General features: G+C 72.8%; 26 protein-coding genes. 6 read left to right on the top strand and 20 right to left on the bottom strand.

The annotated features are described in order from the left end of the window. Positions 1-190: 190 nt before the first annotated feature. The 3 genes from ACQP17_RS26110 to ACQP17_RS26100 all read right to left on the bottom strand — a co-directional run bounded on the left by ACQP17_RS26110 (position 191) and on the right by ACQP17_RS26100 (position 5,071). On the bottom strand, positions 191-3,901 hold the full coding sequence (locus ACQP17_RS26110; RefSeq protein WP_433858452.1) for an AAA family ATPase: 3,711 nt from the start codon (positions 3,899-3,901) through the stop codon (positions 191-193). 304 nt (positions 3,902-4,205) lie between these two features. After that, on the bottom strand, positions 4,206-4,409 hold the full coding sequence (locus ACQP17_RS26105; protein WP_189099933.1) for a hypothetical protein: 204 nt from the start codon (positions 4,407-4,409) through the stop codon (positions 4,206-4,208). 380 nt (positions 4,410-4,789) lie between these two features. Then, positions 4,790-5,071 (bottom strand): acylphosphatase, encoded by a 282-nt coding sequence (locus ACQP17_RS26100; RefSeq protein ID WP_364878810.1) that lies wholly within the window; start codon positions 5,069-5,071, stop codon positions 4,790-4,792. A gap of 132 nt (positions 5,072-5,203) precedes the next feature. Between ACQP17_RS26100 and ACQP17_RS26095 the strand changes: the two genes are divergently transcribed. Further along, positions 5,204-6,145 carry a CAP domain-containing protein gene (locus tag ACQP17_RS26095; RefSeq protein ID WP_433858451.1) on the top strand — a complete coding sequence of 314 codons (942 nt, stop codon included), beginning with the start codon at positions 5,204-5,206 and terminating at the stop codon, positions 6,143-6,145. A 75-nt stretch (positions 6,146-6,220) separates the two neighbouring features. Here ACQP17_RS26095 and ACQP17_RS26090 read toward each other — a convergent pair whose 3' ends face one another. After that, a complete protein-coding gene (locus ACQP17_RS26090; RefSeq protein WP_433858450.1) occupies positions 6,221-6,826 on the bottom strand; it encodes a flavodoxin family protein in 606 nt (201 codons plus the stop codon). Between the two features lie 135 nt (positions 6,827-6,961). On the opposite strand from ACQP17_RS26090, the gene ACQP17_RS26085 reads away from it, so the two are divergent. Continuing rightward, positions 6,962-7,396 (top strand): winged helix-turn-helix transcriptional regulator, encoded by a 435-nt coding sequence (locus tag ACQP17_RS26085; RefSeq protein ID WP_433858449.1) that lies wholly within the window; start codon positions 6,962-6,964, stop codon positions 7,394-7,396. Positions 7,397-7,415: 19 nt separating this feature from the next. Here the strand turns inward: ACQP17_RS26085 and mutM are convergent, their stop codons facing one another. The 9 genes from mutM to ACQP17_RS26040 form a co-directional block, all read right to left on the bottom strand. Then, positions 7,416-8,342: a bifunctional DNA-formamidopyrimidine glycosylase/DNA-(apurinic or apyrimidinic site) lyase gene (gene mutM / locus ACQP17_RS26080; RefSeq protein ID WP_433858448.1), complete on the bottom strand. Its 927-nt coding sequence runs from the start codon at positions 8,340-8,342 to the stop codon at positions 7,416-7,418. Between the two features lie 92 nt (positions 8,343-8,434). Further along, positions 8,435-9,310, bottom strand: a complete 876-nt coding sequence (gene rnc, locus ACQP17_RS26075) for a ribonuclease III (protein ID WP_433858447.1) — start codon at positions 9,308-9,310, stop codon at positions 8,435-8,437. Positions 9,311-9,317: 7 nt separating this feature from the next. Beyond that, positions 9,318-9,491, bottom strand: coding sequence for a 50S ribosomal protein L32 (gene rpmF, locus ACQP17_RS26070; RefSeq protein WP_003951102.1), 174 nt, complete (start codon positions 9,489-9,491; stop codon positions 9,318-9,320). A gap of 2 nt (positions 9,492-9,493) precedes the next feature. Beyond that, positions 9,494-10,090 (bottom strand): YceD family protein, encoded by a 597-nt coding sequence (locus tag ACQP17_RS26065; RefSeq protein ID WP_433858446.1) that lies wholly within the window; start codon positions 10,088-10,090, stop codon positions 9,494-9,496. A gap of 198 nt (positions 10,091-10,288) precedes the next feature. Next, positions 10,289-11,446: an ATP synthase F0 subunit B gene (locus tag ACQP17_RS26060; RefSeq protein WP_433858445.1), complete on the bottom strand. Its 1,158-nt coding sequence runs from the start codon at positions 11,444-11,446 to the stop codon at positions 10,289-10,291. Between the two features lie 127 nt (positions 11,447-11,573). Beyond that, entirely contained in the window at positions 11,574-12,056 is a 483-nt protein-coding gene (gene coaD / locus ACQP17_RS26055; protein WP_283781851.1) for a pantetheine-phosphate adenylyltransferase, read from the bottom strand. 26 nt (positions 12,057-12,082) lie between these two features. Further along, on the bottom strand, positions 12,083-12,682 hold the full coding sequence (gene rsmD, locus ACQP17_RS26050; protein ID WP_433858444.1) for a 16S rRNA (guanine(966)-N(2))-methyltransferase RsmD: 600 nt from the start codon (positions 12,680-12,682) through the stop codon (positions 12,083-12,085). A gap of 176 nt (positions 12,683-12,858) precedes the next feature. Then, the gene (locus ACQP17_RS26045) at positions 12,859-15,903 is read right to left on the bottom strand and encodes a helicase-related protein (protein WP_433858443.1); all 3,045 of its coding nucleotides are present in this window, start codon (positions 15,901-15,903) and stop codon (positions 12,859-12,861) included. A gap of 58 nt (positions 15,904-15,961) precedes the next feature. After that, on the bottom strand, positions 15,962-17,599 hold the full coding sequence (locus ACQP17_RS26040) for a DAK2 domain-containing protein (protein ID WP_433858442.1): 1,638 nt from the start codon (positions 17,597-17,599) through the stop codon (positions 15,962-15,964). Between the two features lie 232 nt (positions 17,600-17,831). On the opposite strand from ACQP17_RS26040, the gene rpmB reads away from it, so the two are divergent. Further along, positions 17,832-18,017, top strand: a complete 186-nt coding sequence (gene rpmB / locus ACQP17_RS26035; RefSeq protein WP_006602870.1) for a 50S ribosomal protein L28 — start codon at positions 17,832-17,834, stop codon at positions 18,015-18,017. Between the two features lie 134 nt (positions 18,018-18,151). Here the strand turns inward: rpmB and thiD are convergent, their stop codons facing one another. Both thiD and ACQP17_RS26025 read right to left on the bottom strand, forming a co-directional pair. Then, entirely contained in the window at positions 18,152-18,961 is an 810-nt protein-coding gene (gene thiD, locus ACQP17_RS26030) for a bifunctional hydroxymethylpyrimidine kinase/phosphomethylpyrimidine kinase (RefSeq protein ID WP_433858441.1), read from the bottom strand. Between the two features lie 67 nt (positions 18,962-19,028). Further along, a complete protein-coding gene (locus ACQP17_RS26025) occupies positions 19,029-20,006 on the bottom strand; it encodes a thiamine-phosphate kinase (protein WP_433858440.1) in 978 nt (325 codons plus the stop codon). A 158-nt stretch (positions 20,007-20,164) separates the two neighbouring features. Between ACQP17_RS26025 and ACQP17_RS26020 the strand changes: the two genes are divergently transcribed. After that, the gene (locus tag ACQP17_RS26020; RefSeq protein ID WP_189099910.1) at positions 20,165-20,398 is read left to right on the top strand and encodes an Lrp/AsnC ligand binding domain-containing protein; all 234 of its coding nucleotides are present in this window, start codon (positions 20,165-20,167) and stop codon (positions 20,396-20,398) included. A gap of 21 nt (positions 20,399-20,419) precedes the next feature. Further along, positions 20,420-20,899 carry a DUF3515 domain-containing protein gene (locus tag ACQP17_RS26015; protein WP_433858439.1) on the top strand — a complete coding sequence of 160 codons (480 nt, stop codon included), beginning with the start codon at positions 20,420-20,422 and terminating at the stop codon, positions 20,897-20,899. 39 nt (positions 20,900-20,938) lie between these two features. On the opposite strand, the gene ACQP17_RS26010 is transcribed toward ACQP17_RS26015, so the two are convergent. From ACQP17_RS26010 to ACQP17_RS26000, 3 genes are all read right to left on the bottom strand, one after another. Further along, positions 20,939-22,075 (bottom strand): D-alanine--D-alanine ligase family protein, encoded by a 1,137-nt coding sequence (locus ACQP17_RS26010; protein WP_364878786.1) that lies wholly within the window; start codon positions 22,073-22,075, stop codon positions 20,939-20,941. 138 nt (positions 22,076-22,213) lie between these two features. Next, the gene (locus tag ACQP17_RS26005) at positions 22,214-23,218 is read right to left on the bottom strand and encodes an NAD(P)H-dependent glycerol-3-phosphate dehydrogenase (RefSeq protein WP_364878784.1); all 1,005 of its coding nucleotides are present in this window, start codon (positions 23,216-23,218) and stop codon (positions 22,214-22,216) included. Further along, positions 23,215-24,075, bottom strand: a complete 861-nt coding sequence (locus ACQP17_RS26000; protein ID WP_364878782.1) for a lysophospholipid acyltransferase family protein — start codon at positions 24,073-24,075, stop codon at positions 23,215-23,217. The genes ACQP17_RS26005 and ACQP17_RS26000 overlap by 4 nt, the downstream gene beginning before the upstream one ends. A 132-nt stretch (positions 24,076-24,207) precedes the next feature. Between ACQP17_RS26000 and cofC the strand changes: the two genes are divergently transcribed. Beyond that, entirely contained in the window at positions 24,208-24,951 is a 744-nt protein-coding gene (cofC, locus tag ACQP17_RS25995) for a 2-phospho-L-lactate guanylyltransferase (protein WP_433858438.1), read from the top strand. On the opposite strand, the gene ACQP17_RS25990 is transcribed toward cofC, so the two are convergent. Further along, a complete protein-coding gene (locus tag ACQP17_RS25990) occupies positions 24,932-25,135 on the bottom strand; it encodes a hypothetical protein (RefSeq protein WP_364878778.1) in 204 nt (67 codons plus the stop codon). The genes cofC and ACQP17_RS25990 overlap by 20 nt on opposite strands. A gap of 88 nt (positions 25,136-25,223) precedes the next feature. Continuing rightward, positions 25,224-25,880 carry an HU family DNA-binding protein gene (locus ACQP17_RS25985; protein WP_364878776.1) on the bottom strand — a complete coding sequence of 219 codons (657 nt, stop codon included), beginning with the start codon at positions 25,878-25,880 and terminating at the stop codon, positions 25,224-25,226. Positions 25,881-25,963: the final 83 nt, after the last annotated feature.

Raw genomic sequence — 25,963 nt, 5'->3', positions numbered from 1 at the left:
GGCATCGGGGGCTGGCCCTTCAGTGGCGCAGATGGTTGGGGGAACCCACCACTTGAAGGTAAAAGCAACGTTGCAGAGACTATGCCTTCAAGTTTCGAAGTCAATAGGCCGTGATGAATTTGTTCTGCCACCGTCCGGGTGGTCATTCATTCAAGTTATGAACTGATGGGTCGTCGGGCACTCCGCGCGATCACCGAAGGCGCTGGCTGATGACCTTGGAGACTCCGTCACCCTGCATCGACACCCCGTAGAGCGCGTCCGCGACCTCCATTGTCCGCTTCTGATGAGTGATCACAATCAGCTGCGAACTCTCCTGGAGCTCTTCCATGATCCCGATCAGCCGCTGCAGATTGGTGTCGTCGAGCGCGGCCTCCACCTCGTCCATCACGTAGAACGGACTGGGCCGCGCCTTGAAGATCGACACCAGCAGGGCCACCGCGGTCAGCGACCGCTCCCCGCCCGACAGCAGCGAGAGCCGCTTGACCTTCTTGCCCGGCGGACGCGCCTCCACGTCCACCCCGGTCGCCAGCATGTCGCCCGGGTCGGTCAGCACCAGCCGCCCCTCGCCGCCCGGGAAGAGCCGCGCGAAGACGCCCTCGAACTCGCGGGCGGTGTCGTGGTACGCCTCGGTGAAGACCTGCTCCACCCGCTCGTCGACCTCTCTGACCACCTGCATCAGGTCGGCCCGGGTCTTCTTGAGGTCGGCCAGCTGCTCGCTCAGGAACTGGTGCCGCTCCTCCAGCGCGGCGAATTCCTCCAGCGCCAGCGGATTCACCTTCCCGAGTTGCTGATACGCCCGTTCGGCCGCCTTGAGCCGCTTCTCCTGTTCGGCCCGTACGTAGGGGACCGGCTGGTTGCGCGGATCCCCGGGGTCGTCCGGGAGCACCTCGCCCTCGGCGGCCGGGGACGGCGGGACGGGCTGCTCGGGCCCGTACTCGGAGATCAGCGCGGCCGGCTCCACCCCCAGCTCCTCCAGCGCCCGGCCCTCCAGCTGCTCGATCCGCAGCCGCTTCTCCGCGCCGAGCACCTCCCCGCGGTGCATCGAGTCGGTCAGCTTGTCCAGCTCGGACGCCAGCTCCCGGCCCTGGCTCCGCGCGACCACCAGCGCCTGCTCGCTCCCCTCCTTGGCCTTGTCGGCGGCGCCGCGCTCCTCCTCGGCCCGTACGGCCGACACCTCGGCGTGCGCCAGCAGCTGCCGGGCGCCCGAGGCGACCGCGCCGGCCACCTCCGCCTCGTGCCGCAGCCGGGCCCGCCGCCGCTCGGCCCGGGCCCGCGCCTCGCGCTCGGCCCGCGCCCCGCGGTCCAGCCCGTCCGCCCGACCGGCGAGCGCCTTGACCCGCTCCTCGTGCGTACGTGCCTGGAGCCGGGCCTCCATCTCGGTCTGCCGCGCGTTGGCGCCGTCCGCGGCCAGCCGGTCCCGTACGGAGGTGTCGGGCTCCTCGTCCCCGGCGCCCGGGTCCTCCTGGGCCACCGCGAGCCGCTCGGCCAGCTCCTCGGCCTCCTCGGCGGCCCGCGCCAGCGCCTCCTCGGCCCGGGCGGCCGCCGCGCCGGACCGCTCGGCCTCGCCCGCGGCCGCCCGGGCCTGGCCGCCGAGCCGGCCCAGATCGCCGGCGACCTTCGACTTCTCCCGGTCCGCCGCCCGCCGCCGCTCGGCCAGCTCCTCGACCAGCGCGGCACACTCCGTACGGCGCTCGGCCGCGTCCCGCTGCGCCGCGGTCAGCTCCTCGCAGCGCCCGGCCAGCTCCTGGAGTTCGGCCGCCGCCTCGTCGACGGAGGCCTGCACCTCCAGCAGGCTCGGCGCCCCGGCGGAGCCGCCCTGCGCGAAGTGCGCCCCGAGCAGATCGCCCTCGCCGGTCACGGCCGTCAGCTCCGGCCGCGCGGCCACCAGCTCCTCGGCGTCCTCCAGCGTGCCGACCACCACGACGTCCCGCAGCAGCCGGGCCACCGCGGCCGACAGCCGCGCCGGCCCGCTCACCAGCTCGTCCGCCGGTACGGGCGCGGAGCGCGGACCGGGAACCCGGTGGACGGCCGTCCCACGGGCCTCCGGCGCCCCGCGCGCCCCCTCGGGCCCGCCCGGCGGAGACCCGCCCGGAGCCCCGGCGGCACCCGCGGCCTCCACCGTCACGGGGACGTCCACGGCCCGCGCGGGCGCCGGCACCCGCCCCGTGCCGGTGCCGCTCCCCTCGGCCCCCACCACCATCGCCGCCCGGCCCGCGTCCTGGGCCCGCAGCAGCCGGATGGCTTCGGCGGCGGTGCCCGGGCCGGTGACGGCGAGGGCGTCCGCGGCCGCACCGAGGGCCGCGGCCACCGGGACCTCGAAGCCGGGGGTCACGGTGAGCAGCTCCGCCGCCGGCCCGAGCAGCCCGCCGAGGCGGTCCGCGGCGGCCAGCAGCGCGCCGCTGCCGTCCTTGCGGCGCAGCCCGAGCGCCAGCGCGTCGTGCCGGGCGGCGGTCGCGGCCCGGCTGCGCTCGGCCACGGTCAGCGCCTCACGTGCGGCGCTCAGCGCGGCCTCCGCCGCCGCCAGCTCCCGGCGGGCCGCCGCATGCCGCTCCCCGAGCGCCTCGTCGTCCTCGTCCAGCCCGTCGACCTCGGCCTTGAGCTGCTCGTACTCCTCCTGGGCCGCGCTCGCCCGGCCGCGGGCGGCGTCCCGGGACTCGACGAGCCGGCCGATCTCCGCCTGCGCCGAGGCGGCCCGGCCACGGGCGGCGGTGACCTGCCCGCTCAGCCGGGCCAGCCCCTCCCGGCGGTCGGCGATGGCCCGGGCCACGTCCCGCAGCCGCCGCTCCTCGTCCGCCAACTGCCGCTCCAGTCCGGCACGGTGTTCGACGGTGTCCTCCAGCGCCCGGCTCGCCGCCTCCAGCGCGGCCGTCAACTCCGCCTCCTGCTCACGGATCCGGGCCGCCTCGCGCTCCATCTCCTGCGGGTCGCGTCCCTGCCGCTCGTCCGGCGGGGCCGCCGAGGCGCTCTTGACCCGCGCCTCGGCCAGCGAGATCGTGCCGCGCACCCGCTCGGCGAGCTGGGACAGCTCGTGCCAGGTCCGCTGCGCGCGCTGGAGCCGCGGAGTGAGGGTGCGGACCTCCTCCTCCAGCGCCGCCTCCTGCTGCCGGGCGGTGTGCAGCCGGGCCTCGGCGGCCTGCTTGCGTTCCTTGAGGGCCGCCTCGTCCGCGATCTCGGCGCGCAGCGCCCGGCGCAGGGTGACGAGGTCGTCGCAGAGCAGCCGCAGCCGGGCGTCGCGCAGGTCCGCCTGGATGACGGCGGCGCGCCGGGCGACCGCGGCCTGCCGTCCCAGCGGTTTGAGCTGGCGGCGCAGCTCCTCGGTCAGGTCCTGGACCCGGGCGAGGTTGGCCTTCATCGCCTCCAGCTTCCGCAGCGCCTTCTCCTTGCGCTTGCGGTGCTTGAGGACGCCGGCGGCTTCCTCGATGAAAGCCCGGCGGCCCATCGGATCGGCGTGCAGCACGGAGTCGAGCTGGCCCTGGCCGACGATGACATGCATCTCCCGGCCGATACCGGAATCGGAGAGCAGCTCCTGGATGTCGAGCAGCCGGCAGGTGTCCCCGTTGATCTGGTACTCGCTGCCGCCGTTGCGGAACATGATCCGGGTGAGGGTGACTTCGGCGTACTCGATCGGCAGCGCGCCGTCGGAGTTGTCGATGGTGAGCGCGACCTCGGCCCGGCCGAGCGGCGGCCGCCCGGTCGTCCCGGCGAAGATGACGTCCTCCATCTTCCCGCCGCGCAGTGACTTGGCACCCTGCTCGCCCATGACCCACGACAGCGCGTCCACGACATTGGACTTGCCGGATCCGTTGGGGCCCACGACGCAGGTGATGCCCGGTTCGAAGCGGAGTGTCGTGGCGGAGGCGAAGGACTTGAAGCCTCGCAGGGTCAGACTCTTGAGGTGCACGCCGTTGGACTCTACCGGCCGCTCCCGGACGGGCGGCCCCAACATTCCGGGGCCGGTCACGGGCCCTGCATCACCCCCCGTACACCGCGCCGTTCCATTTCGGTTTCATGGCGGAAAGTGCAGGGCACATCATGCGGTAAGGAAGGGGCGGGCACGGCCGAATGGACCGCAGGGTCCGCACGAATGGCCGTCGGTGGAAGAACCGGGAAACGACGAAGGGACGCCGAAGCGTCCCTTGAAGATCTTGAAGAGAACGGTGCCTCAAGCGGCTGGCGAGCAGCCCTGCCGGCCCTGGGGGGCGGGGTCAGGTGAGCGCGGGCTCCGCCTGGGGTACGTCGATGTCGAGCAACGAGTCGTCGCGACGTGCGGCAGCGGACAGCATGTCGTTTTCGGCCTGCATCCGGATCAGTTCGGATTCCAGGTCTTGAACGCGCTGCTGAAGCCGTCGCATCTCGGAGAGGACTCGGGGGTCGGAGCCGCCGACGTAACCGAGAAGCGCCTTTGCCATGATGGATGGTCCTCCACAATGAGTGACCGACCGAAGAGGTTGGGTCGTGAGGGATTCGCACCCGCGGTGCTTGTCATTCCTGGTGTACTCAATGCCAAACAGCTAAGGTGCGCGGGGATTCCAGAGTCTCACCAAACGGTTTGACGGTCAACACGATCACGCCCCGTATCCTCGGGCACCTGAGAGTGCGCGGCCGCGAGGGCGCTGCGCCGACTCCCCAGAAAGGTCCCGCGGGGGCGTGGAGATCATCCGTACAGCGGCAGCCTTGCACGGGTCGGCCGAGTTGGCAACCACCAGGCCTTATCTCCTGTGAGCTGCGGACACGGCCGCGTCCCGAAGATCGCCTCTGACGGTCGTACAGCCGGTTTCGGCGGGGCCCCTCAGCGGATCGCGAAGCCGTCGTAACCGCCGCGGGGCGTGTCCCATATCTCAGTGACTCCGTCGACCCGCCCGGGCGTGTCTCCGGTCCGGAGCCACTCCAACAGCGCGTCGCAGTGATCCTTCGGCCCCTCGGCGACGACCTGGACCCGGCCGTCGCCGAGATTGACCGCGAATCCGGCGAGTTCCCCGATGCGCAGGGCGTTGGCCCGGGTGAACCAGCGGAACCCGACGCCCTGGACGCGGCCTCGCACCCACGCGGTCACACGGACAGCTTCGTTCATGTGTGCACGTTAACCGGCCAATTGCTCAGCGGTCACATCCGCCCCTGGGGGCATCGCGTACAGTCCCCCGTCAGCGAGGCTCACTCTTTCGGGTGAGCCGGCTTGACGCTGAGGACGGAAGGACTAACGCGGATGGGCCGCCATCGACGCTCTGCTCCCCCAGCCCCTGAAGCCCCCGGTGCGGGGCATGGTGACGCACCGACGGCTGTGCGGACCGAGGGGTCCGGCGCCCGGTCGCACGGGCATCGCGCGGGGCGCGGCCGCGGGACGGCCCCGGTCCGCGCCGGACTGCTCTGCGTCTCGGCCGCGGTGGCGATGGGAGCCGTGGCGGCCGCCTCCGGGCTGATCCCCGGCCACGGCGATCTCGACGGCGCCACCGGCGGCGATCAGGGCGACCGCGCTCGGGCCGACGCGCTGCCGGAGGCCACCGCGCCGCTGGGCGGCGGCTCCGCGGACCCGGACGACCGGGCCGCGCACGAGGCGAGCCGCGGCGGCTCGCGCCCCCCGGCCCCCGGCACCGGCGGCCCCTCCTCCCCCGGCACCGCTCCGACGTCCCCCGCGCCGCACCGGCCGTCCACCTCCCCGACCGGCACACCCGCGTCGCACCGGCCCGCCGGGCCGTCGTCCGCCGCCGCGCCCGAGCGCTCCGCGGCGCCGTCGAAGACGCCCGGTGCGGGGTCCTCCGCCGAGTCCCAGGTGCTGTCCCTGGTCAATCAGGAGCGCGACCGGGCCGGCTGCTCGCCGGTGACGGCGGACGGGGAACTGTCCGGCCTGGCACAGCGGTTCAGCGACGACATGGCCCGGCGCGGCTTCTTCGGCCACACCGACCCGGACGGGGACACCCCCTGGGACCGCGCCCGGACCGCGGGCATCTCCGACCTGGGCGGCGAGAACATCGCCCGTGGCCAGGCCGACGCCCGGGCCGTCATGGACTCCTGGATGAAGAGCCCCGGGCACCGCGCCAACATCCTCAACTGCGAGTACAAGACCCTGGGCGTCGGCGCCCACTTCGGGCCGGGCGGCCCGTGGTGGACGCAGGACTTCGGGTTCCAGCCGGGGAGGACCGACCACTGACGGACGCCCGTCCCGCGCCGTGATCATCACGGCGCGGGACGGGCGTCCGGTGCGTACCGGCCGGTGGGCAGCCGGTCAGGCGGCGAGGGCGGCCCGGCCGGCGGCGAAGATCCGTGCCTGCTCGACGATCCGGCGCCCGAGGTGCTCGGCGGTGGCGATATCGGCCTTGTGGACGCCCTCGACCCCCTGGTCGTTCGGCGACTGGGCGCCGGCCCCCAGGAAGAAGCCCAGGCGGTTCAGGTCGTTCTCGGAGGCGGTGGAGGAGTTCCCGCCGGGCGCCAGGTTGAGGCTGACCCAGCTCATGCCGTGCTGGGCGGCGAGCACCGTGAAGAACTGCAAGGTGTGGAGCTTGTCGCCGCTCTGGGAGGCGGAGTTGGTGAAGCCCGCCGCGAGCTTGTCCTGCCAGGCGCGGGGGGCCCAGCGCTTGGCGGTCGCCTCGGCGAAGGTGTGGAAGGCGCCGGAGGCCGTGCCCATGTAGGTCGGCGAGCCGAAGACGATCGCGTCGGAGGCGTCGAGCTGCTCCCACTGCGCCTCGGTGATCTCGTCGACCTTGATCAGGTGGACGGTGGCGCCCGCCGCGGTGGCCGCGGCCCGCACGGCCTCGGCCAGTACGGCGGTGTGGCCGAAGCCGGAGTGGTGGGCGATGGAGACGACGGGGGCGGGCAGGGCGGGGGTGGTCACGGTGTTCTCCTCCAGATCACGGCATCCCGGGGCGGTCGGTGCCCGGGAGCGTCGGCTGCGACGAGGAAAAGAGAAGCACTAACTTTTAGAAAGCGCAACCCACTGGTTAGCGCTGCCTGGGAGTATGGTGTCCCCATGACGATCGAGAGCGGTGCCGCGACGGCCGGGGAATCCACCCCCGGCTGCCCCGGCTGTACGGACGACCTGGCGTATGACGTGTTCGCGCGCGAGTGCCCGTCGCGTGAGGCGCTCAAGCACATCACCGACCGGTGGGGCAGTCTGACGCTGGGCGCGCTGCTCGACGGGACCTTCCGCTTCAACGAGCTGCGCCGCCGGGTCGAAGGGGTCAGCGAGAAGATGCTGGCGCAGACCCTGCACGCGCTGGAGCGGGACGGGCTGGTGCACCGCGAGGCACAGCAGTCCAACCCGCCCCGGGTGGATTACGCGCTGACGCCCCTGGGCGACCAGGTCGCGCGTCAACTACGGCTGCTGATCGACCTGGTGGAGGACCGCATGCCGCAGGTCATGGAGGCCCGGGAGCTCTACGACGCCCGGCACGCCGCGGGCTGAACCGGCCCCCGCCCCGCGCTCAGACCCGGGGCGGCCGCTGGCAGCGGGGGCAGAAGTAGCTGGAGCGGTTCATCCAGGGACGGCGGCGGATGGGCGTGCCGCAGCGGCCGCAGGGTTCGCCCTCCCGGCCGTAGGCGTCCAGGGAGCGGTCGAAGTAGCCGGACTCCCCGTTGACGTTGACGTAGAGGCTGTCGAAGCTGGTGCCGCCGACGGCGAGCGCGGCGTTCATCACGTCCCGGACGTGGCCGAGCAGTTCGGCGGTGCGCGGCCGGGTGAAGGTGGCGGTCGGCCGCTCGTAGTGGAGTCTGCTGCGCCACAGCGCCTCGTCGGCGTAGATGTTGCCGACGCCGCTGATCAGCGTCTGGTCGAGCAGCGCCCGCTTGATGGTGGTCCGGCGGCGGCGCAGCGCGGTGTGGAAGGCGGCGTCGTCGAAGGCGGGGTCCAGCGGGTCGCGGGCGATGTGCGCGATCACGTCGGGCAGCTGGTCGCTGTCGCCGGGCACGGTGTCGTGCAGCGAGAGGCCGCCGAAGGTGCGCTGGTCGACGAAGCGGAGTTCGGTGCCCAGGTCGTCGGCGAAGCCCAGCCGGATCCGCAGGTGCTTCTCGTCGGGGGCACCTTCGGGCTGGACCAGCAGCTGGCCGCTCATGCCGAGGTGGGCGAGGATCGCCAGCCCGTGGGTGACGGACGGGGTGACCCTGGGGGTGAGCCCCTCGGCGGCGGTCGGGGCGGCCGGTCCGCCGCCGGTCACCGGGAGCCAGAGGTACTTGCCGCGCCGGCGGGCGGTGCCGAGGCGCAGCCCCGTCAGCCGGGCCGCAAAGTCGGCCGCACCGGCGGTGTGCCGGCGGATCGCCCGCGGGTGGCGTACCTCGACGGCGTCGATCGTGCGTCCGCCGACCCAGCGCTCCAGTCCGCGGCGTACGACCTCGACCTCGGGCAGCTCGGGCACGGCAGGGCTCCTCGGCAACGTGGGTGGCGAAAAGACCTCTGACCCCGTCCGGAGCGGCGCGGGGCCGCCCGGAAGGGGTCAGAAGCGGGGTTTCAGTGTGCCGACGACGGGCTGTCGCCGGCGGCCGGCGCCGCGTCGGGCCGACCGGATGCGGGCGACTCCTCGTCGCCGGAAGCCGCCGCCTCGGCCGCCTCGTCCGCCGCGGCGCGGATCGCGCGCCACGCGGACTCCGCCGCCTGCTGCTCGGCTTCCTTCTTGCTGCGGCCGGTGCCGGTGCCGTACGAGACACCACCGACGCGGGCAGCAGCAGTGAACGTCTTCTCGTGGTCCGGGCCGGTCTCGGTGACCAGGTATTCCGGGACGCCGAGACCTTCGGTCGCGGTGAGTTCCTGGAGACTCGTCTTCCAGTCCAGGCCGGCGCCCAGGCTGGAGGACTTCTCGATCAGCGGGTCGAAGAGCCGGTGCACCAGCTCACCCGCCGCGTCGAGACCCTGGTCGAGATAGACCGCGCCGATCACCGCTTCAAGGGTGTCGGCGAGGATGGAGGCCTTGTCCCGGCCGCCCGTACCCTCTTCGCCCCGTCCGAGGCGGATGAAGGCGCCGAGGTCGAGGCCGCGGCCCACCTCGGCAAGCGCACGCGAGTTGACCACCGCGGCCCGGAGCTTGGCCAGCTGGCCTTCCGGGAGGTCGGGGTGGATGCGGTACAGCGTGTCCGTGACCACCAGGCCGAGCACCGAATCCCCGAGGAATTCGAGCCGCTCGTTGGTGGGCAGACCGCCGTTCTCGTATGCGAACGAGCGGTGCGTCAGCGCACGCACCAGAAGGGCGGTCTCGAGCTTGTACCCGAGCCGCCCTTCCAGAAGCGTGTGGGACGAGGCCGTGTCCGCCGGAGTCGGTTCATCCCCGCGTGTGCGGGAAGTCGCATTGGCGTCTTGCGCCTTCTTGGGGCTAGACACGGAGCCTGTCACCAGCCGCTCAGACCTCGAGGACCTGGCGCTTGTTGTAGGTGCCGCAGCTCGGGCACGCGATGTGCTGCTGCTTCGGCTCGTGGCAGCGCTCGCACGCCACCAGGGTGGGGACCGCAGCCTTCCACTGCGACCGGCGGTGGCGCGTGTTGCTGCGCGACATCTTCCGCTTCGGAACAGCCACGGCTACTTCTCCTGCTTCTCGTCGACGCCCGCTTCGGCGCCGCCCATGTTGTCCTTCTCGCCGTCCTTGACGGTCCCGGCGAGTCCCTGCAGTGCCGCCCAACGGATGTCGACGGCGTCGTGGTGGTGGTCCGGGTCGTCCGCGAGCCGCACTCCGCAGTCGGAGCACAGGCCCGGGCAGTCGTCCTGGCACACCGGCTGCATCGGCAGTGCAAGCACCACCGCATCACGCAGCACGGGCTCGAGGTCGAACAGGTCGTCCTCGAGGAAGAGGGTGTCCTCCTCGTCCTCGGCGTCGTCGCCGGCGTCCTCATGGACCCTGGCGTCGGCGTCGGGGTAGGCGAACATCTCCTGGAAGTCCGCGTCGAGCTCTCGCTCCAGCGGCTCCAGACACCTTACGCACTCCCCCGTGACGGTTGCACGGCCGGTGCCTGTGACAAGCACCCCGTCCATGACCGACTCCAGGCGGAGGTCGAGCTCGATCGCCGCGCCCTCGGGCACACCGATGACCTCGTTGCCGAGGTCCCGGGGGGCCTCGACGGAGCGGGAGACCCTCTTGAGCGCACCGGGACGCCGGCCCAGCTCGCGCGTATCGAACACGAGAGGGGAACGGTGGTCGAGGCGGGCGTTGATGGCTTCCTGCTTTCTACGGGGATTGCGCGCCGCCTGAATCCCAGAGGTGGAATTCCGGGCAGCAGTGATCGCGGACATACGCGCGACCGAAGAGCCAGGATACTGGACGGGCCCCGATAGGCCCAATCCGCTTCCGGCCGGAGTGCGGACCGCGGGCCGTGGGCCCTACTGGCGCCCCTCCTCGTACTGCCGGAGCTGGTCCAGGTCGATCATGCTGGTGTCGAAGAGGCTGGTCTCGTCCAGCGCTCCGGCCTGCGCCGCGTGGCCGTGCGGGGCGTGCTGGGGCTGCTGGGGCACCTGCTGCTGCGGCATCTGCTGGGCGAGGTAGGCGTTCGGGTCGTAGCCCTGCTGCGGGACCTGCTGCTGCCAGTCGTAGCCGTAGGGGTCCTGGTGCTGCGGGGCGTACGGGTCCTGCGCGGGCTGCTGGTAGCCGTAGACGTCCTGCTGGGGGTAGGCCGCCGGGTCGGTGTAGTAGCCCTGCTGCTGAAGCTGGGGCTGGAGGGGCTGCTGGTGCTCCTGGGGCATCACGGGCTGCGGCGGGGCCTGCGGCATCGGGGGCGCCTGGGGCGGCTGCGGCTCACGGTCGGCGGCGATCCCCGCCAAGCCGGCGAGGTAGTCGGCGTCGGCCTGCGGCTGCCCGGACTGCGGATCGTCCTGCGCCGCCAGGTGAAGGGCCAGCTCGTCGATCGCGCGGGCGCCCTGGAGCTTGTCACGGCCCCGGCCGACCGCCTCCAGCGTCTTGGTCAGCACCGCCTGGAACGCCCCGAACTTGGCGTCCACGTAGGCGTCGGCGCGCCGGCGGAGGGTCTCCGGGTCGGAGCTGCGCTCCGGGGCCCGGGTGCCGTCCTCGTCGGGGTAGCCCTGGTCGTCGAGCCCCGGGTCGCGGCCGAGCAGCTTCTCGCGGCCGCGGTCGACCGATCCGATGGTCTTGGTCAGCACGACCTCGAAGTTGGCGAGCTTGCTGTCGACGTAGTCGTCGGCCTCGGCGCGGATCTCCTCGGCCTCCCGGCGGGCCTCCGCGAGGATCCGGTCCGCCTCGTCCTGGGACTGCCGGGCGACCTCGGTGTCGGAGATCAGCGACCCGCGCTGGGCGTGCGCGGTCTCGATGATCCGCTCCGCCTCGGCCCGGGCCTCCTCGACCATCTGCTCCCGGCCGCCGATCAGCTCCTGCGCCTGCGCGAGCGAGCCCGGCAGCGCGGCGCGCACCTCCTCCAGCATGGCGAGCAGCTCGGCGCGGTTGACCACGCACGAGGCCGACATGGGCATGGACCGGGCACCGCCGACGGTCGCGACGATGTCGTCGAGCTTCTTCTGCACGTCCACCTGGACTCGCCACTCTCTGAAGGGTTGGAACGAGGGAACGGGACGACTGTACGGCCACGCGCCACCGGCCCGACACCACCTGACGCCCGATCAGTCCGGCGTCGCGGCCCCCGCGCCCGGCCCGGCCTCAGCCCTTCTGCCGCAGGCGTTCGGTGAGCGCCTCCAGGACGAACCCCGGGACCAGGTGCGAGACATCACCGCCCCAGGCGGCAACCTCCTTGACGAGGCTGGAGGAGAGGAAGCTGTAGGTGGGATTGGTGGGGACGAAGAGGGTCTCCACTCCCGACAGGCCGTTGTTCATCTGGGCCATCTGCAGCTCGTAGTCGAAGTCGCTGACGGCGCGCAGCCCCTTGACGATCGCGGGGATGTCGCGCTGCTTGCAGAAGTCGACCAGCAGACCGTGGAAGGACTCGACCTCCACGTTGCCGTACTCGGCGGTGGCCCGGCGGATCAGGTCGATCCGTTCCTCGACCGTGAACAGGCCCTGCTTGGACTGATTGATCATCACGGCGACGTGGACGACGTCGTACAGCTTGGAGGCACGGGCGATGATGTCCAGGTGCCCGTTGGTGATGGGGTCGAACGACCCCGGACAGACGGCGCGGCGCAACTCGGGTTCCTCGCTCTCCGATCCGGTCATGACACGCTTGCTGACGTCGATTCGGCGGACGTCGAAGCGGCGCGACCGTACCAAAGCGTCCCCTCGCCGTAACGACGGGCCTTGATCGCTGCAAAGCCGTCCGGCCAGGGGAAGGCGCCGCCTCGGGTGCTGCGCTCCACGGTGACGAGTGCCTGCTCCGCAAGCCACCCCTGACCACGGAGTGTGAGCAGGATCTCTTGAAGATCGGCGTCGGTCACCGCGTAGGGCGGGTCCAGGAAGACGACGTCGTAGGGCTCGCCCGGGGGCGGCGCGGCGGCGGTCTGCTCGGCCGTGCCGGCCCGGACGTCGACGCCGGGGAGGCCCACCGCGCGGACGTTGTCGCGGATGGTGCGCACGGCGCGGGCGTCGGCCTCGACCAGCAGGACGTGCGCGGCGCCGCGGGAGAGCGCCTCCAGGCCGACCGCGCCGGAGCCGCCGTACAGATCGAGCACCCGGGCGCCGGACAGCGGTCCGTCGAGCGCCTCCCAGGTGGAGAACATGCCCTCGCGCGCCCGGTCGGAGGTCGGCCGGGTGCCGTTGCCCGGGGGTACGGCCAGGCGGCGGCCGCCGGCCGTACCGGCGATCACGCGGGTCATGGGCCCGTCCTTACGTTGCGCGGGTCGGAAAGGGAGCCGGGCAGGCTCCGACCTCCACGATATGGCGTCAGCGGGCCGCGGAGGCCCGGCCGGGGGCGCCGGAGGCCGCGGGCGGTGACCGATCTCACGCGGCGCCCCGCCCCTCGGTGCCGGCCCGTTCGCCGCCGAGGCCACGCTCATCCCTTGTCCAGATACTGCTCCCGCCGGTCGTCCAGCAGGGCCGCCAGGGCGATCCGCAGCTCCGGGTACCCGGCCAGTTCGGGGTCGGCGGTTACCAGGGCGGTGGCCTCCTCGCGGGCGGCCGCGATCACCTCCTCGTCCTCGATGACCGCGAGCATCCGCAGCGAGGAACGGACGCCGGACTGCGCCTGTCCCAGGACATCGCCCTCACGCCGCTGTTCGAGGTCGATACGGGAGAGTTCGAAGCCGTCGAGGGTGCCCGCCACGGCGGCGAGCCGGGCGCGCGCGGGGCTCGCCTCGGGCATCTCGCTGACCAGCAGGCACAGTCCGGGGGCCGCGCCACGGCCGACCCGGCCGCGCAGCTGGTGCAGCTGGGAGACGCCGAAGCGGTCCGCGTCCATGATCACCATGGCGGTGGCGTTGGGGACGTTCACCCCGACCTCGATGACCGTCGTCGCGACGAGGACGTCCAGCTCGCCGGCGGCGAAGGAGCGCATCACGCCGTCCTTGTCGTCCGGCGCCATCCGGCCGTGCAGCACCGCCACCCGCAGGCCGGCCAGCGGGCCGGTCCTGAGCTGTTCGGCGAGGTCGAGCACGGCGAGCGGCGGGCGCTTCTCCGCCGCGTCCTGCGGTGAACTCTCCTCGGCCGCGGCGGCCTTGGCGCCCTTCTTCTTCACCCCGGGCGCCTCCTCCTCGTCGCCGATCCGGGGGCACACCACATAGCCCTGGTGCCCGGCCGCCACCTCCTCGCGGACGCGTTCCCAGGCGCGCGCGAGGAAGTGCGGCTTGTCCTTGGCGGGCACCACATGGCTGGCGATCGGCGAGCGCCCGGCGGGGAGCTGGTCCAGGACGGAGGTCTCCAGATCGCCGAAGACGGTCATGGCGACCGTGCGCGGGATCGGGGTCGCCGTCATGACCAGGAGATGCGGGGTCTGCTTCTCCTGCTGGGAGTTGCCCTTGCCGCGCAGCGCGTCGCGCTGTTCGACGCCGAAGCGGTGCTGTTCGTCGACGACGACCAGCCCCAGGTCGTGGAACTGCACCTTGTCCTCGATCAGGGCATGGGTGCCCACCACGACCCCGGCCTCGCCGGTGACCAGGTCGAGCAGCGCCTGACGGCGGGCGGCGGCCCCCATGGAGCCGGTCAGCAGCACGACCTTGGTGCCCCGCTCCGCGCCGCCGAGCATCCCGCCCTCGGCCAGCTCGCCCATCATCTCGGTGATCGAGCGGTGGTGCTGCTGGGCCAGGACCTCGGTCGGCGCCAGCATCGCGGCCTGGCCGCCGCTGTCGACGACGCCGAGCATGGCGCGCAGCGCGACCATGGTGTTGTGGGTGACCGTGAAGTGGTCGGTCACATAGGCGTGCGAGGGGTGCGCGACGCTGATGCACTGCACGGGTTTGCGGCCGACGTGCTCGACGGCCTCGACGGTGCGCCGGACGCCCGGGCCGTCCCCGGGGTGCACACCGGCCCCGTCGCTCGCGCCGCCGTCGCGGAACGGCGGGTACGCGGCGGGCAGCTCCACGAGGACGTCGCGGGCACTGCCGCCCACCGGGACGGTCCGGGCCGCGCCGCCCAGGGAGCGCACCAGCCAGGCCAGGTCCTCGGCCAGCGGGCCGGGCGCCGCGCGGAAGACCGCGGCGGCCCCCGCGGTGCCTCCCCCGGCGTCCATGAGCCCCTGCAGCACGGCCAGCCGGTCCTTGAGGGGAGCCAGCAGACAGGCCTCGGGCAGGCGGCCGGCGGCGCCGCCGGCCTCGGCGGCCCGCCGCCCCACCCGATACGGGTCGCGCGTCCGCTCCCCGCCGTCGTCGAGATCCACCGGGGTGGCCGCGGCGATCGACCACCGGGGGCGGCCGTCGGGGCCGAGCAGCTCGCCGCGCAGCTCGCGGGTGGTCAGCACCCGCTCGTCCGACCCGCCGGAGCCGACGATCCACAGGTGCTCGTCGTCGCACTCGACGGTGCTGCCGTCCGACAGCACCAGCCGCCAGACCTCCCGCTCGCCCTGCGGGAAGACCCCGTCCACCACGGCGGGCTCACCGCTGGGCACCACCACTTCCGTGCCGACCGTCATCTCCCCCATGGGACGGAAGCCGCGCGGGGTCAGTACCAGGGCGTCCAGCGGCTGCGCCTTGCCGGAGCCCACCTCGCCCTGGAGGAGGCGGTGCATGGGGTGCTCGGTCGCCAGGTCGTCGAAGATCTCACGGCTGACCTTCTGCTGACCGTCCGTGAGCGTGAAGGGCAGTTTCGCGTCGAAGGCGTCGAGGATGCCGCCGTCGGCGGGCCGCCGGGCCACCGCGGCCAGTTGGGTCTCGGCGCGCCGGCGCCGGGCGAGCGCGACCTGGAGGACGAAGGCCTCGTCCCACTTCAGCCGGTCCCGTGCGGCGGCGATGTCGGCCTTGCTCTCCGGGCGGTGGATCTTGAGCAGCGCTTCGGGCAGCGGGACCAGTGCCCGGCCCTCGCGCAGCGCCCCGGGCAGCGGGTCGACGGCGTCCTGCGCGCTGGGCAGTACCGCGTCGACCGCCTTGGCGATCTTCCAGGAGGCCATCTGCTGACAGGCGGGGTAGAGCGGCAGCAGCTGCCGGGCGAAGGCGTCGGCGGCCTCGGCGCCGCTGTCGTCGTCGCCGTCGCCGTCGCCGTCGAGCAGCGCGTACTCGGGGTGGGCGAGCTGGAGTTTGTGGTTGAACACGGACACCTTGCCGGCGAACATCGCGCGGCGTCCGGGGAGCAGGTCCTTGTGGGGCTTGTGGATGCCCTTGCCGAAGAAGACCAGCCGCAGGCGGCCGCTGCCGTCGGTGAGCGTCACTTCGAGGCGCTGTCCCCGGCCGCCGTTGAACTTCAGCACCCGGGCATCCGCGACCTGCGCGACGACCGTGACGTGTTCGTCCAGCGGGAGGTCCGCGAGGCGGGTCAGTTCGCCGCGCTCGGCGTAGCGCCGCGGGTAGTGGTGCAACAGGTCCCCGACCGTTTGCAGGCCGAGATGCTCGTCCAGCACCTTCGCGGTGGTGCCACCGAGGATTTTCTTCAGGGGTTCATCGAGCGCTGCCACGCCTCCATTGCACACCACGCCTGTGACAATCGCGGTGCGTTCGGCGTCCCGGCGCTGCTCACTCCACGCCGATGAGCAGCGGCACCACCTGCTGGCCGCCGTCGTAGACCACCGTGTCCACGGCGAGATGGCGCTCGCGGACATGCCGCTCCAGCCGCTCGCCGAGCGCGCCGGGCACCCCGGCGCCGAGGACCAGGGTCACCATCTCGCCGCCCGCCGACAGCATCCGGTCGAGCACGGTCGTCGCCGTCCGCACCAGATCGGTGCCGATCACCGCGACATCGCCGTCGATCAGGCCGAGGATGTCCCCGGCCTGGCAGACGCCGGCCATCGTCCACGACTGCCGCTCGGCGACCGCCAGCTCCGCGTAGCGGGTGGCGCCCGCGGCCGCGGTCATCGCGACCACGTCCTCGTCGAAGCTGCGCGCCGCCTCGTGCACGGCCAGCGCCGCGATGCCCTGGACGGCGGAGCGGGTGGGGATCAGCGCGACCCGGACGCCTTCGGTGCGGGCCTGTTCGGCGGCGGCCGCCGCGGTGTGCCGCAGCTCGGGGTCGTTGGGCAGCAGCATGACCTCACGGGCGTGGGCCTGCCGGATCGCCTGGACCAGTTCGCCGCTGGCGGGCGGCTCCCCGGGTCGCGCCGTGACCGGGGTCGCGCCGGCCTGGACGCACAGCCCGGCGAGCCCGGCGCCCGGCACCACCGCGACCACGGCCCGCGCGGTCATCGCCGGCTCCTCGGCGCGTGTGGCCCGGCCGAAGTGGGTGATGCGGATCCGGTACGGCCTGCCCGCCTCGATCCCGGCCTCCACGGCGGCCCCGGCGTCGTCGACATGGACATGGACGTTCCACAGCCCGTCGCCGCCGACCACCACCAGGGAGTCGCCGAGCCCGTCGAGCCGTCCGCGCAGCCGCGCCACCTCGGCGTCCCCGGCCTCCAGCAGGTAGATCACCTCGAAGGCGGGCCCGTCCGGGTCCCCGCAGCCGTCCGCGGCGCGGGCACAGCCGACCGCCCGCGGGAGCGGGGCGTCGGCGCGTACGGCCACCGGCGTCGCCGAGACCTCCCCGCAGAGCGCGTCGGCCAGCGCCCCCAGGACGGCCACGAGCCCGCAGCCGCCGGCGTCCACGACACCGGCCCGGCCGAGCACGGCCAGCTGCCCGGGGGTCGCCCGCAGGGCGGCGGCCGCGCCCTCGTGGGCGGCGCGGGCGACCTCGGCGGCCCCGGCGGTGGGGTCGGCCGCGCGGCGGGTGGCGGCGTCGGCGGCGTCGGTCGCCACCGTCAGGACGGTGCCCTCCACGGGGTGGGCGACGGCCTCGTACGTCGAGGCGGCGGCGCGGCGCAGCGCCCGCCCCAGGGCCTGGCCCGAGCCGTCGGCGGCGGCCAGCACCTCCGTCATCCCGCGCAGCAGCTGCGCCAGGATGGTGCCGGAGTTGCCGCGCGCCCCGATGAGGGCGCCGTGCGCCATGGCGCCGATGGCGTCGGCGAGGCGGGGCGCGGTCCCGGCGGAGGCCTGCCCGTCGAAGGCGGCCTCGACCGCGCGGGCGGCGGATTCCAGCGTCAGATAGAGGTTGGTGCCGGTGTCCCCGTCGGCCACCGGGTAGACGTTGATCGCGTCGATCCGCTCGCGGTCCCGGCCGAGCGCCTCCAGTGCCAGCCCGCACCAGGAGCGGACCGTGGCGGCGTCGAGCGGGTGCGGCACATCGTCCTCCTGGGTCGCGGGATGCCTCGCACAGTAGCCGCGCTGCGGCCACGGGGCCGGGGCGGGGGGCCGGGGGGTGCGTGGTAGTTTCGTTCTACGGGAGCGGCCGTTGTATGCTGCTCCGGTTGCCCGATGAGAATCGGGCCATTCCTCTCCTGACGGTGCCGGTCGGGCAATGCACTCGGCTCGTCGGGATTCACCGTAAGTGCATCTGAAGTCTTTGGAGTGACCCGTGGCTGCCAACTGCGACGTCTGCGGCAAGGGGCCGGGCTTCGGCAAGAGTGTCTCGCACTCGCATCGCCGCACTAACCGTCGTTGGAACCCCAACATCCAGACGGTGCGTGCAGTGATCGGGCGCACGCCGAAGAAGCTGAACGCCTGCACCTCGTGCATCAAGGCCGGCAAGGTCTCGCGCTGACGTCTTAGCCGTAGCGCAGCCCAGCCGGTTGCTTGTGAAGCCGGTCCACCTCCGTGGTGGGCCGGCTTTCGCCTTTCCCGGGGCGGGGAGCCGCGGCCGCGGCTCCCCCGGTGGGAGCGCGGGGTCCGGGCCCGTCAGTGCCCGTCGCGCAGCCGCCAGCCGTGGTGGACGGGGCCGATGCCCGCGCCCAGCCGGAAGCCGGCCGCGATCGCGCCGGTGACGTAGTCCTTCGCCGCCGCGGCGGCCTGCGGGACGGTGTCCCCCTTGGCGAGCTGCGCGGCCAGGGCACTGGCCAGGGTGCAGCCGGTGCCGTGGGTGTGCCGGTTGTCGTGGCGGGGGGCGCGCAGCCAGTGTTCCTCGGTGCCGTCGGTGAGCAGGTCCACGGCGCTGTCCGCGGCGCCGGCGGGCAGGTGGCCGCCCTTGATCAGCGCCCAGCGCGGCCCGAAGTCCAGGATCGCAGCGGCCGCCCGGCGCATACCGGCCTCGTCCTCGATGCGGACGCCGGTGAGCTGGGCGACCTCGTCCAGGTTGGGGGTGGCGACGGTGGCCGTCGGCAGCAGCGCGGTGCGGACCGCGTCCAGCGCGCCGGCCGCGAGCAGCGGATCGCCGTGCTTGGAGACCCCCACGGGGTCGACGACGACCGGGACCCGCAGGCCGGCGAGTAGTGCGGCGACGGTTTCGACGAGTTCCGCCGAGGAGAGCATCCCGGTCTTGACGGCCTGCACGCCGATGTCGTCGACGACGCTGCGGAACTGGGCGCGGACGGCCTCGGCGGGCAGGTCCCACGCGCCCTGCACGCCCAGGGAGTTCTGGGCGGTGACGGCGGTGAGCACGCTCATGCCGTGGGTGCCGAGCGCCAGCATTGTCTTCAGGTCGGCCTGGATGCCGGCGCCGCCGCCGGAGTCGGACCCGGCGACGGTCAGGACGCGTGGAGGTGTGTGCATACCGCCGAATCTACTCGGCGGCACCGGGCCGTCCCGCGGCCGCCCGTCCCGGGGGCCGCGGACGTCCTCACGGGTGCTGTTCGGCATCCCCGTTGTCGCCGAAGTGGTCCCAGCCGGCCTTCAGCCAGGGGGCGCCGTCCACCGTCACCTGGGGCAGCGCGGAGGGGTGGAGCACCTCGCCGATGACCTTCCAGCGGGCGGGCAGTTTCACATCGGGCGGGAAAGTCGCCACGATCGCGTGATCCTCACCGCCGTTGAGCACCCACTGCATCGGGTCCACGCCGACGGCGGTGCCGATGTCGGACATCTGCGAGGGGATGTCGATGCCGGCGGACCGCAGGTCGATCCGGACCTTGCTGGCCTCGGCGATGTGCCCGAGGTCGGCGACCAGCCCGTCGCTGACGTCCGTCATGGCGGTGGCGCCGAGCCCGGCGGCCGCCGGGCCCGCGTGGTAGGGCGGCTCGGGCCGGCGGTGGGCCTCGACGAAGGCGCGCGGCGAGCGGAATCCGCGGGTGAGGACGGCGTGCCCGGCGGCGGACCAGCCCAGCCAGCCGGTCACCGCGACGACGTCACCGGGCTGGGCACCGGCGCGGGTGACCGGCTCCTGGTTGCGCAGATCGCCCAGGGCGGTGATCGCGACGGTGATGGTGTCGCCGCGGACGACGTCCCCGCCGACGACCGCGGCACCGGCCACCTGGCACTCGTCGCGCAGCCCGTCCATCAGCTCGGTCGGCCAGGTCGCGGGGAGTTCCGCGGGGACGACCAGGCCCAGCAGGATCGCGGTGGGCACCGCCCCCATCGCCGCGATGTCGGCGAGGTTCTGCGCGGCGGCCTTACGGCCGACGTCGTAGGCGGTGGACCAGTCGCGCCGGAAGTGCCGGCCCTCCAGGAGGATGTCGGTGCTGGCGACCACCCTGCGGTCCGGCGCGGTGACCACGGCGGCGTCGTCCCCCGGCCCGATCCGTACCGCCGGAGTGGAGGTGAGCCGGGAGGTGAGCTCCCTGATCAGCCCGAATTCCCCCAGCTCGCCCACGGTGCCCTTCATGCTGTTGCCCTTCCCATGTGTACGGACGGTCCGTACGTGGCTGACGACTGTGCCGCACTCTCGGTGTTCACCGCGCGGGTCTCCCCGCTCCGCCCGGTGACGCGGTACCGTGGCGTCCCTTCTTCCCACATGATCCTCGTAGCCGCCCTGGAGGTTCCGTGGTACAGGCCTACATCCTGATCCAGACCGAGGTCGGCAAGGCCTCGGCGGTAGCCGAGGTGATCTCCACCCTGACCGGTGTGCTCCAGGCCGAGGACGTGACCGGGCCCTATGACGTCATCGTGCGCGCGCAGGCCGACACCGTCGATGAGCTGGGCCGCATGGTGGTCGCGAAGGTCCAGCAAGTGGACGGCATCACGCGCACCCTGACCTGCCCCGTCGTCCATCTCTAGCTCCCCCGTATCCTCTGCCGGGTGATCTCTGCGCGCCGCCGGTATCTGGTCCTTCCCCCGCTCACCGTGCTGATCGCCGCGGTGAGCTGTTCCTCGCCCGGTGACGTGGCCGTGCCCTCCCCGAAAGGGGAGGCGGCACGGTATTGCCGGGCGCTCCACACGCAGTTGCCGCGCACCGTGGACGGGCTGGAGCGGGGCGACGCCGAACCGGTCTCGGACTTCACTGCCATGTGGGGCGATCCTGCCGTGAAACTGCGCTGCGGGGTGCCGAAGCCCGACGTCCTGACGTACGGGAGTGAACATTACAACCCTGACGCCGAGGCGGCGGAAGTCAACGGGGTCCAGTGGCTCTTCGAGAAGCAGGACGACGGCTACCGCTTCACGACGGTGCTGCGGAAGGCCTATGTCGAGGTGACCGTGCCCGGGAAGTACGCCCCCGAGGTCAATGTGCTCACCGATCTCGCCCGCGCCGTCGGCAGGACCGTCCCCGCGGGGGTCTAGGCCCGCTGCGGCGGCCGGCCCGGAGGCCGGCCGCGCGGCTCAGCGCAGACCCGTGGAGCGCTGCAGTGCGGCCTGCAGCAGCCGGTCGATCAGCTCCGGGTAGCTCACACCGCTCTCCTGCCACATCCGCGGGTACATGGAGATCGGCGTGAAGCCGGGCAGGGTGTTGATCTCGTTGATCACGAACTCGCCGTTGTCCCGGAGGAAGAAGTCCGCGCGCACCAGGCCCTCGCAGGACGCCGCCTCGAAGGCCGCGACGGCCAGCTCCTGGACCTCGGCGGTCTCCTCGGCGCTCAGCGGCGCCGGCACGATGCCGGCGGCGGAGTCGATGTACTTGGCGTCGAAGTCGTAGAAGTCGTGCGCGCTGACCGGCGGGATCTCGGCCGGCACGCTGGCCCGCGGGCCGTCGGCGAACTCCAGCACCCCGCACTCGATCTCCCGGCCGCGCAGCAGCGCCTCCACCAGGATCTTCGGGTCGTGTCTGCGGGCCTCCTCGATGGCCTCGTCCAGGCCGCCGAGGTCGTCGACCTTGGTGATGCCGATGGAGGAGCCGGCCCGGGCGGGCTTCACGAAGAGCGGCCAGCCGTGCTCCGCGGCGAAGTCCACGATCTTCTTGCGGGCCGCCGCGGGGTCGTTGTCCCACTCCCGCGGGCGGATGACCTCGTAGGGGCCGACGGGCAGCCCGAAGGAGGTGAACACCCGCTTCATGTAGTCCTTGTCCTGGCCCACGGCGGAGGCGAGCACGCCCGAGCCGACGTAGGGGACGCCGGAGAGCTCCAGCAGGCCCTGCAGGGTGCCATCCTCGCCGTAGGGGCCGTGCAGCACGGGGAAGACCACATCGACCTCGCCCAGCGCCTTGGGCACCGATCCCGGCTCGGTGTAGACGACCTCGCGGTTGGTCGGGTCGACGGGGAGCACCACGCCGCCCTCGGCGGACTCGGCGAGCTCGGCCACGCTGGGCAGGCGCCGGTCCGTGATGGCCATCCGCTCGGGGTCGTCGGCGGTCAGCGCCCAGCGCCCGTCGGTGGTGATGCCGATCGGCAGCACGTCGTACTTGTCGCGGTCGATGGCACGCAGCACCGCTCCGGCGGTCAGGACGGAGATCTGGTGCTCGGAGCTGCGTCCGCCGAACACGACGGCGACGCGGGGCTTGTGGGAGGAGGTCTGGCTGCTCATATCGCGTTGAGCGTACCTGCTGACCGGCGCGGAGTCAGTGCTGCGGCGGCCGTCGGAGACGTCGCGCCGCCGTCCGCGGGGGCCGTCGCGGAGCACGGGCCCCCGACGGACCGCGCAGAACCGGATGAATCGGTTCCGCTAGCGGTGCCGCTCGGACTTGGCGCTGCGCGCCATCAGATCCTTCAGGGCGGCCATCGGCTGCTTGCCCTCGTGGACGATCTCGACGACCGTCTCGGTGAGCGGCATGTCGACGCCGTGCCGGCGGGCCAGATCCAGCACGGATTCGCAGGATTTGACGCCCTCGGCGGTCTGCTTGGTGACCGCGATGGTCTCCTCCAGCGTCATCCCCCGGCCGAGGTTGGTGCCGAAGGTGTTGTTGCGCGACAGCGGCGAGGAGCAGGTGGCGACGAGGTCGCCCATGCCGGCCAGACCGGCGAAGGTGTGCGCGTCGGCGCCCATCGCCAGGCCGAGCCGGGTGGTCTCGGCCAGCCCGCGGGTGATCAGGGACGCCTTGGCGTTGTCGCCCAGGCCCATGCCGGTGGCGATGCCGACGGCGAGCGCGATGACGTTCTTGACCGCGCCGCCCAGTTCACAGCCCACCACGTCGGTGTTGGTGTACGGGCGGAAGTACGCGGTGTGGCAGGCGGTCTGGAAGCGCCGGGCGACCTCCTCGTCGGCGCAGGCCACGACGGCGGTGGCGGGCTGCCGGGCGGCGACCTCCTTGGCGAGGTTGGGGCCGGTCAGCACCGCGACCTGCTCCGCCGGCACCTTCGCGACCTCCTCGATGACCTCGCTCATCCGCTTGGCCGTGCCCAGTTCGACGCCCTTCATCAGGGACACCAGGACCGTGCCGTCGGACAGCAGGGGCGCCCATTCGGCGAGGTTGCCGCGCAGCGTCTGGGCGGGGACGGCCAGCACGGCGAACTCCGCGCCGCGCGCCGCTTCCGCCGGGTCGGTGGTGGCCCGTACGGACGCGGGGAGCTCGACCCCCGGCAGGTAGTCGGGGTTGGTACGGCCGTTGTTGACGGCGTCGACCAGAGCCGGGCGGCGCCCCCACAGGGACACCTCGCAGCCCGCGTCGGCGAGCACCATCGCGAAGGCGGTACCCCAGGACCCCGTGCCGTAGACGGCGCAGCGCGTCACTTGCTTTCATCCTCCTGTGCCTGCTGGGTGCTTCGGGCCTGCTGCGGGCCGACGGCCGGTTCCGGGGCGGCGGCCGGCCCGGCGGGGGCCGCGGCGGCGCCCTTGCCCGCCCTGGCGGCTTCGCGGGCGGCCCGGCGCTCCCGGGCGACCGCCTTGCGCCAGTCGTACGGTTCGGCCGGCGCGGGCTCGCCGCGCAGGAGGGCCAGCTGCTCGGTGACGGCGGCCATGATGACCTCGGTGACGGCCCGCAGCACCTCGGCGGTCGGCTCCTGGCCGTGGAACGCGCTCAGGTCGACCGGCGGCCCCGCCTGCACCCGCAGCGTCTTGCGCGGCAGGAGGCGCAGCTTCTTCTCCTTGGCGTAGGGCGGCATCGCGTCGTGCGCGCCCCACTGCGCGACGGGGATGACCGGCGCCTTCGTCAGCAGGGCCACCCGCGCGGCACCGGTCTTGCCCTGCATCGGCCACAGGTCCGGGTCGCGGGTGAGGGTGCCCTCGGGGTAGAAGGCGACGCATTCGCCCTTCTCGATGGCGCTGACGGCGGCCCGGAAGGCGGTGGCGGCGTCGGTGGTTTCCCGGTAGACGGGGATCTGCCCGGTGCCGCGCATCATCAGGCCGACAAAGCCGCTCTTGAAGAGGCCCGCCTTGGCCAGGAATCGCGGGACCCGCCCGGTGTTGTACTGATAGTGCGCATAGGAGAGCGGGTCGAGATACGAGTTGTGGTTGACGGCGGTGATAAATCCGCTGTCGGCCGGAATGTGCTCCATTCCTCGCCAGTCCCGCTTGAACAGAACCAAGAGCGGCGGTTTGCAGATGACCGCGGCCAAGCGGTACCAGAAGCCGATTCTGCGGCGGGACACTGGGACACCCTCCTTGTGGGGACCTGTGAAGCTGCTGCGGGCCGGCAGCCGCACAAGTGTCGCCCCAGGTACCCGCTCTGTCGAGGACACCGTAACCCCGACGCTCCCGGAGAGCGGCGGCAGCAGGGGAGAATGGCGCCGATGCGAAGCGACGGAGCAGAGGGCGGGGCGGCGGCCGCATGGAGCCTGGTGGTGCCGCTGAAACCGCTGGTGCGGGCCAAGAGCAGGCTTTCCGGGGCCGCCGGCGAGGAGTTCCGCCCCCGGCTGGCCCTCGCGTTCGCCCTCGACACCGTGACAGCGGCGCTGGCCTGCGCGAACGTCCGGGATGTGGTGGTTGTCACGGATGACCGGCTGGCCGGCGGGCGGCTGGCGGGGCTGGGCGCGCGCGTCGTTCCCGACACACCGGCCCGGGGGCTCAACGCCGCGCTGGCCCACGGCGCGGACGCGGTCCGGGCGCGTCGCCCGGGCGCGCCCCTCGCCGCGCTGAACGCCGATCTGCCGGCGCTGCGCCCCGCCGAACTGGAACTGGTGCTCCATTCCGCTTCGCAATTCCCCCGCGCATTTCTCGCGGACGCGGCGGATATCGGGACAACACTTCTGACCGCGACTTCCGGCGCGGAATTGGAACCGGCATTCGGGGGTGCGTCGCGGGCCCGTCACCTGGCGTCGGGGGCTCGGGAGCTGACCGCGCACCGGGTGCCGTCGGTGCGCCGGGACGTGGACACCGCCGAGGACCTGCGGGCCGCGCTGGCGCTGGGCGTGGGCCCGCACACCGCGCTGCAGACCCCCCGTCTCGCCGGCGGGGCGGCCGGGGACGGCCCGCCCGCGGGGCCGGGGCGGCAGCGGCCGCCGCAGGTCAGAGCGTCTGGAGCGTGATCAGCTCGATGCGCCGCTCGTCCCCGTCGCCGGTGAGGTCGATGCGCACGCGCTGACCGGGGCGCAGCAGCAACAGCCCGCCGGCGTCGAAGGCCGCGGCGTCGAAGGGCAGCGGGGTGCCGTCGTCCAGCAGCACGCTGCCGGAGCGGGTCTCGGAGTCGTAGGTGTACGCGGTGGCCTGCATGGAAGAGAGCCTAGACGGCCCCCGGACGCACCGCGGGCCGGGCTCCCCGAAGGGAGACCGGCCCGGCGCGTGCACCGTCGATGCCGAATTACCGCTTGCGGGCGGTGGTCTTCTTGGCGGTGGTCTTGCGCGCCGTGGCCTTCTTCGCCGGGGCCTTCTTCGCCGTCGCCTTCTTGGCGGGGGCGGTCTTCTTCGCCGTGGCCTTCTTGGCGGTGGTCTTCTTGGCCGTGGTGGCCTTCTTGGCGGCGGTCTTCTTCGCCGTCGTCTTCTTGGCCGTGGTCTTCTTCGCGGTGGCCTTCTTCGCCGCCGTGGTCTTCTTCGCCGCGGCCTTCTTGGCCGTGGTCGTCTTCTTGGCGGCGGCCTTCTTGGCGGTGGCCTTCTTCGCCGCGGCCTTCTTGATGGCCGTGCCGCCGGTCAGGCTGCCCTTGGGAGCCTTCTTGACGGAGACCTCGCCACCCTTGGGGAGCTTCTTCGAGCCGCTCACCAGGTCCTTGAAGCCCTGTCCGGCGCGGAAACGCGGCACCGAGGTCTTCTTGACCCGCACGCGCTCACCCGTCTGCGGGTTGCGGGCGTAGCGGGCCGGGCGGTCGACCTTCTCGAACGAACCGAATCCGGTGACCGAAACACGGTCGCCGGAGACCACGGAACGGACGATTGCGTCCAGTACGGCGTCCACCGCTTCCGCGGCGTTCTGGCGGCCGCCGAGCTTGTCGGCAATGGCTTCTACGAGCTGCGCCTTGTTCACGTCTTCCCCTTCGGAGACATTGCTGGAAGGAAAGTTCCAAGCTTTTTCGCACGTTAGGCAGATATATACCGCAAATCAAACAC

The sequence above is a fragment of the Streptomyces kronopolitis genome (assembly GCF_050953795.1).
Classification (GTDB): Bacteria; Actinomycetota; Actinomycetes; order Streptomycetales; family Streptomycetaceae; genus Streptomyces; species Streptomyces kronopolitis_A.
Note: the sequence above shows the minus strand (reverse complement) of the source record. Positions and strands in the feature narration are given on the sequence as shown.